Source organism: Mycobacterium sp., from assembly GCF_049683355.1.
Classification (GTDB): domain Bacteria; phylum Actinomycetota; class Actinomycetes; order Mycobacteriales; family Mycobacteriaceae; genus Mycobacterium.
Window position 1 is genome coordinate 1 of record NZ_JBAUJB010000357.1, and the last position, 4702, is coordinate 4702.

General features: G+C 69.0%; 4 protein-coding genes, 1 tRNA gene and 1 pseudogene. 2 read left to right on the forward strand and 4 right to left on the reverse strand.

Annotated features, from left to right (window positions below; genetic code table 11):
* Together WA944_RS20565 and WA944_RS20570 are read left to right on the forward strand one after the other, a co-directional pair.
* A partial coding sequence (locus WA944_RS20565) for a DNA polymerase III subunit delta' C-terminal domain-containing protein (RefSeq protein WP_526647293.1) occupies positions 1-543 on the forward strand: 543 nt, incomplete at its 5' end.
* Positions 544-592: 49 nt separating this feature from the next.
* Positions 593-668, forward strand: a tRNA-Thr gene (locus WA944_RS20570).
* Positions 669-1279: 611 nt separating this feature from the next.
* Here WA944_RS20570 and WA944_RS20575 read toward each other — a convergent pair.
* The 4 genes and pseudogenes from WA944_RS20575 to WA944_RS20590 all read right to left on the reverse strand — a co-directional run.
* Complete coding sequence (locus tag WA944_RS20575; protein ID WP_526373022.1) at positions 1280-1651, reverse strand: carboxymuconolactone decarboxylase family protein; 372 nt, start codon at positions 1649-1651, stop codon at positions 1280-1282.
* Positions 1652-1669: 18 nt separating this feature from the next.
* Positions 1670-3436, reverse strand: a complete 1767-nt coding sequence (locus tag WA944_RS20580; RefSeq protein WP_526373024.1) for a hypothetical protein — start codon at positions 3434-3436, stop codon at positions 1670-1672.
* Positions 3433-4413: a UDP-glucose 4-epimerase GalE gene (gene galE / locus WA944_RS20585; protein WP_526373026.1), complete on the reverse strand. Its 981-nt coding sequence runs from the start codon at positions 4411-4413 to the stop codon at positions 3433-3435. The genes WA944_RS20580 and galE overlap by 4 nt, the downstream gene beginning before the upstream one ends.
* 50 nt (positions 4414-4463) lie before the next feature.
* Positions 4464-4702: pseudogene (locus WA944_RS20590) on the reverse strand (hypothetical protein); the annotation flags it as partial.

The following is a 4702-nucleotide window of genomic DNA, read 5'->3' on the forward strand; positions in this document are numbered from 1 at the left end:
GGGCAGGCCCGGGAGCGCCGGCTGCGGGCGCTGGGACTGGCCCGGGACGCGGCCACCCCGTCACGGGCCTACGCCGCCGCCGAGGAGCTGGTGGCCACCGCGGAGGCCGAGGCCAAGGCGCTGACCGGGGACCGCAACGAGTCCGAGGCAGAGGAGCTGCGCACGGCGTTGGGCGCCGGAGGCACCGGAAAGGGCACAGCCGGGACGATGCGCGGCGCCACCGGCGCGATCAAGGACCTCGAGCGGCGCCAGAAGTCACGTCAGACCCGAGCATCGCGCGATGCGCTCGACCGGGCGCTGATCGACCTCGCCACGTACTTCCGTGACGCCCTGCTGGTGTCGTCGGGGGCGGCGACGGTGGCGCCCTACCATCCGGACATGGCCGAGAAGGTCGCCGCGATGGCAGCCCACGCGCCCCCGGACAAGCTGCTGCGCTGCATCGAGGCGGTGCTGGAATGCCGCGAGGCGCTGGCGGTGAACGTCAAACCGAAGTTCGCGGTCGACGCCATGGTCGGCACCGTCGGTCAGGCGCTGCGCGGCTGACTTGGGAGGCCGGCGAACCCTGCCGTAGACTCAGGCCGCCCGACGGCACGCCGCCTTAGCTCAGTCGGTAGAGCGTCTCACTCGTAATGAGAAGGTCGGGGGTTCGATTCCCCCAGGCGGCTCCACAGGCGCAGGGAGGCAACCCGCGCTCAAATCCACACCAACGCTGCTCTTTCCCGGAAAATTCAGGTTTACCCAGTTCACGCTTTATACGTCTTTATAAATCAGCCATTAATCAAGAAAGTTATAAAAAAGTATAAGTTCTGTGGCCGCCCAGCAGCGCAGCCGTAGGCCCTCGCCGGCCAGCTAGCCCTGCGCCGCCCCGACCCGACATGGCGAGCAGCAGCGCCTCGGCCGGGCCGCGGACCTGGGCGCCGTGACCAGCTGACCAGTCCATGTCTGTCGCGACCAACCTCAGGCCACGAGTCCGGTGCGCACCACCGATGACCGGGCTGATGCGTGCGTAATCGAGCGACACCAGCAGCGACTCCTCTGGGATTGCTCGGTTCAGTCCCAGAGGTCGGCGAATATCCTGCTGATGGACCAGGCATTCGATGAGCGCCACGCGACCGCCGTAAAGGCCGCCGGCACCAGAGGGGTCTGCGTCGCGCCGCATCAGGCTGACCAATGTCTGGGCAGGCACGTGTGCATAGGCTTCCAGGGCTGACGCGTTGAGACGGTCCACCGAGTCCCGGGCGCGGAACACGTTCCCGGCGCGCGAGTCTGGGGACGGAGCTCATTCCCCCTGCAGCACCTCCGGAGCCACCTTGCACGCGGAGTTGGCGGCCGGGAACCCGGCGTAACCGCTGGAGTGGTAGATCACCTCGGCGATCTCGTCTTCGGTCAACCCGTTGTTGCGGGCGATCTGGACGTGGAACTGTCGTTCATCGGTGGCGCGCAACGCGATCAGGATCCCCAGCGTCACCAGGCTGCGGTCGCGACGGCTCAGGCCGTCACGGCCCCACAACCGGCCGAACACGTTCTCGACGCCGATCTCGAGCAACTCGTCGCCGAACCCGCCGTCTCCGATGCGGTCGGCATCGTCGGGCAGGACGCCCGGCAACAACTCACGGAAAACCTGGTAACCCGTCGCACGCGTATCGGTCATCTGGACAGCGTCGCATCGCTATCGGGGTGTCACAAAGCCGACCGGCCCCGCGGCCACACACACCGACAGCGCCGCGGTGACCGCCCGCACGGTGATGGCATCACCGGCGCCGGGCAGTCGCACGTACACCCGGTTGAGGCCGGGGCGGACCGGCACCTTGACCTCGTCGCCCTGTGACAGCGACAGCATCATCGAGCCGTCGCTGTTGGCCAGATAGTTGATCTCGACGGTCCAGTCGGCCGGCAGCAGCGGCCCGTCCAGCGGCAGCTGCGCCGGGAAGTCGGGTTGCACCAGATACCCGCACTGCGGCGCCGGGCCGGGTCGAATGGAGCGCACCCAACTCACGTTCGCCTCGACGAGGCGGCCTTCGGCATCGAGCATGCGTAACTCGGTTGTGGCAGGCGAGAACTCGGGCCGGTCGTCGAGGAGTGCGAACATGTGGCTGGCCAGGTTCTCCGGCCACGCCACCCGTTGCAGCACCAGCGGGTCGACCTCCTGGTCGAGCATCGGCGCGTCCGAGGAGGCGTGTGCCTGCGCCAGCGCGGTCCGGGCGTTCTGCAGGTAGGACTGTGCGGGGTTGTCGCGCCAACTGGTCAGAAACGTCGCCGTCGAGTACAGCGAGCTCGCGACGAAGGCCATCGCGAGCACGACCGTCGCGGCTGATCTGGCGACCGAGGCATCAAGCCGTCCCGAGCGGGCCCGGTTGGGTGCACACAGTCCGACGGCGGCCAGCAACGCCAGCACGACGACGAGGTCGGGCAGGTAACGCAGTGTCTGGGCCAACTCCAGCGCGGTGAAACGCGACGACCTCATCAGATAGATCGGCACCTGGCAGGCCACCGCGTATCCGAGGGCCGCCAGCCACACCGGTGCGAGGCGCTGCTTTCGGATAAAGGTCACTGCGACCACGCCGGCCAGCACCACCCAGCCCAGGATCATCACCGCCGTCGACGGGGTGGCCCACGGTGACGCCGGCGCCCACCGCTGCCAGTCCCACGGCCCGCCGACCAGTCCCGGCACGATGCCGTGGGTGACCGACCGCCACAACAGATCCCACGTCATCGCCAGGTCGAAGCTCCAGCGTTGCTGGTCGACCACCAGCAGATACACCCCGATCCAGGCGGCCGTCAGCGCCAGGCACGCCGTCCACAGCCGCGCCCCCCGGTGCCAGACCTGTCGCACGGTGCCGGCGCCGGTGACGTAGCAGTAGAGCGCGGTGACGGTGAACGCGACGAACGGGATGATCGCCGACTTCTCGAAGAACAGCAGCCCGCCGAAGTACGCCAGCGCGCCGGTGAGCGCATACCGTCGGTTGCCGGTGCGCACCAGCAGGATCGCATCCGCGCACACCCAGGCCAGCGCGGCCAGCATCGGCAGCGAGTTCAACGCCGCCGCCCACCACGCGAAGCCGGGCACGGCCAGCGGCGTGAACAGCGCGAACGTCAAGGGCGCCAACAAAACCGGGCGCCAGCCCAGGATCACGTGCAATGCCCGCAGCAGCGCCAACGACGCGAGCGCCGCCAGGATCAGCAGGCTGATCGCGGGACCCACCCAGTCCAGGGGGGACAGCCGGGTGATGGCACCGGCGACGAGGAAGGCCCCCGGCATGACGTGGCCGTCGTGGTCGTCGAACAGATACTCCGGCGAAAGCAGGCCCTGGGTGCCTGCGCGGCCGACCAGGATCAGGTCGTCCCAGTAGAAGTATCCGCCGAACGCCAGCGCGGCCCGAACGAGAAGGTGCAGCGCGATCAGCGCGAGCGCGGTGCGGGCGACCCAGGACCTCACGAGCGCGGGTAGGCGTCTCCGGCGCTGCTGCGGGCCTTCCACGCCGAGGAGACCATCTGTTCGAGGGAATGCCGCATCTGCCAGCCCAGGTCCCGCGCGGCGAGCTCACCGGCCGCCACGATTCGGGCCGGGTCACCCGGCCGGCGGGGCAGGATCTGCGGTTCGAAGTCGACGCCGGTGACGGTCCGCACCGCGGTCATGATCTCCCGCACCGACGTGCCGGCGCCGCTGCCCAGGTTGTACACCGGCTCGACCGCCAGCCCGTCGTCGAGTCGCCGGGCTGCCGCCACGTGGGCCGCGGCCAGGTCGGAGACGTGGATGTAGTCGCGCACGCAGGTGCCGTCGGGGGTCGGATAGTCGTCGCCGTTGATGCTCGGTGTCGCCCCGCGGTAGAGCATGTCGAACACCTTCGGGAACAGGTTGTGCGGGCTGGCGTCGAACAACTGCTGCGAGCCCGATCCGACGACGTTGAAGTACCGCAGGCTGGTGTGCCGCAGCCCGGTGGCGCGGCCGGCGTCGCGCAGCAGCCACTCACCGATCAGTTTCGTTTCCCCGTAGGGCGATTCAGGGGTGGTCGGGGTGGTCTCGTCTACGATCTCGACATCGGGCGTGCCGAAGGTCGCGGCGCTCGACGAGAACACGATCCGGCCTACGCCTGCGGCCTCCATCGCCTGCAGCAGGTTGACCGTGGTCGTCACGTTCTGCTCGTAGGTGTGCAGCGGACGCTTGACCGACTCGCCCGCGTACTTGTAGCCCGCGATGTGGATGACACCGCGAACCGCGAAGCGCTGCAGGGTGTCCTGGATCAGGTCCCGGTCCAGCAGGGTGCCGCGGACGAAGCTGGCCGACTCCGGGACGAACTGCTCGAATCCGGTGGACAGGTCGTCGATCACCACCACCGGGAGGTCGGCGTCGAGCAGGGCGCGGACGACGTGGGAACCGATGTACCCAGCGCCACCGGTCACCAGCCAGCCCATGTCGTCTCCTCTTCTCTCGGTCGCCGTCCTGCGGGCAGCGTATTCGTCGGCTACCCGGCGGTGTGCAGCCGGGCGAGTGCGGCCAGGTGCACCGCCATCCCCAGCAGCGGCCCGCACAGCAGCGCGATCACAGTGCGCAGCTCGAGTTCCAACGGCAGCAGCAACAGCAGCGTGGAGGCCACCGTGGCGCTCAGCCAGCCGACCGCGTATGCCCGGTGCAGCGCGGCGGCCACCGTCGCCGCGCCGGTCAGTGTCAACAGCGCGATCGCCACGGCCGCGGCCGTGAACC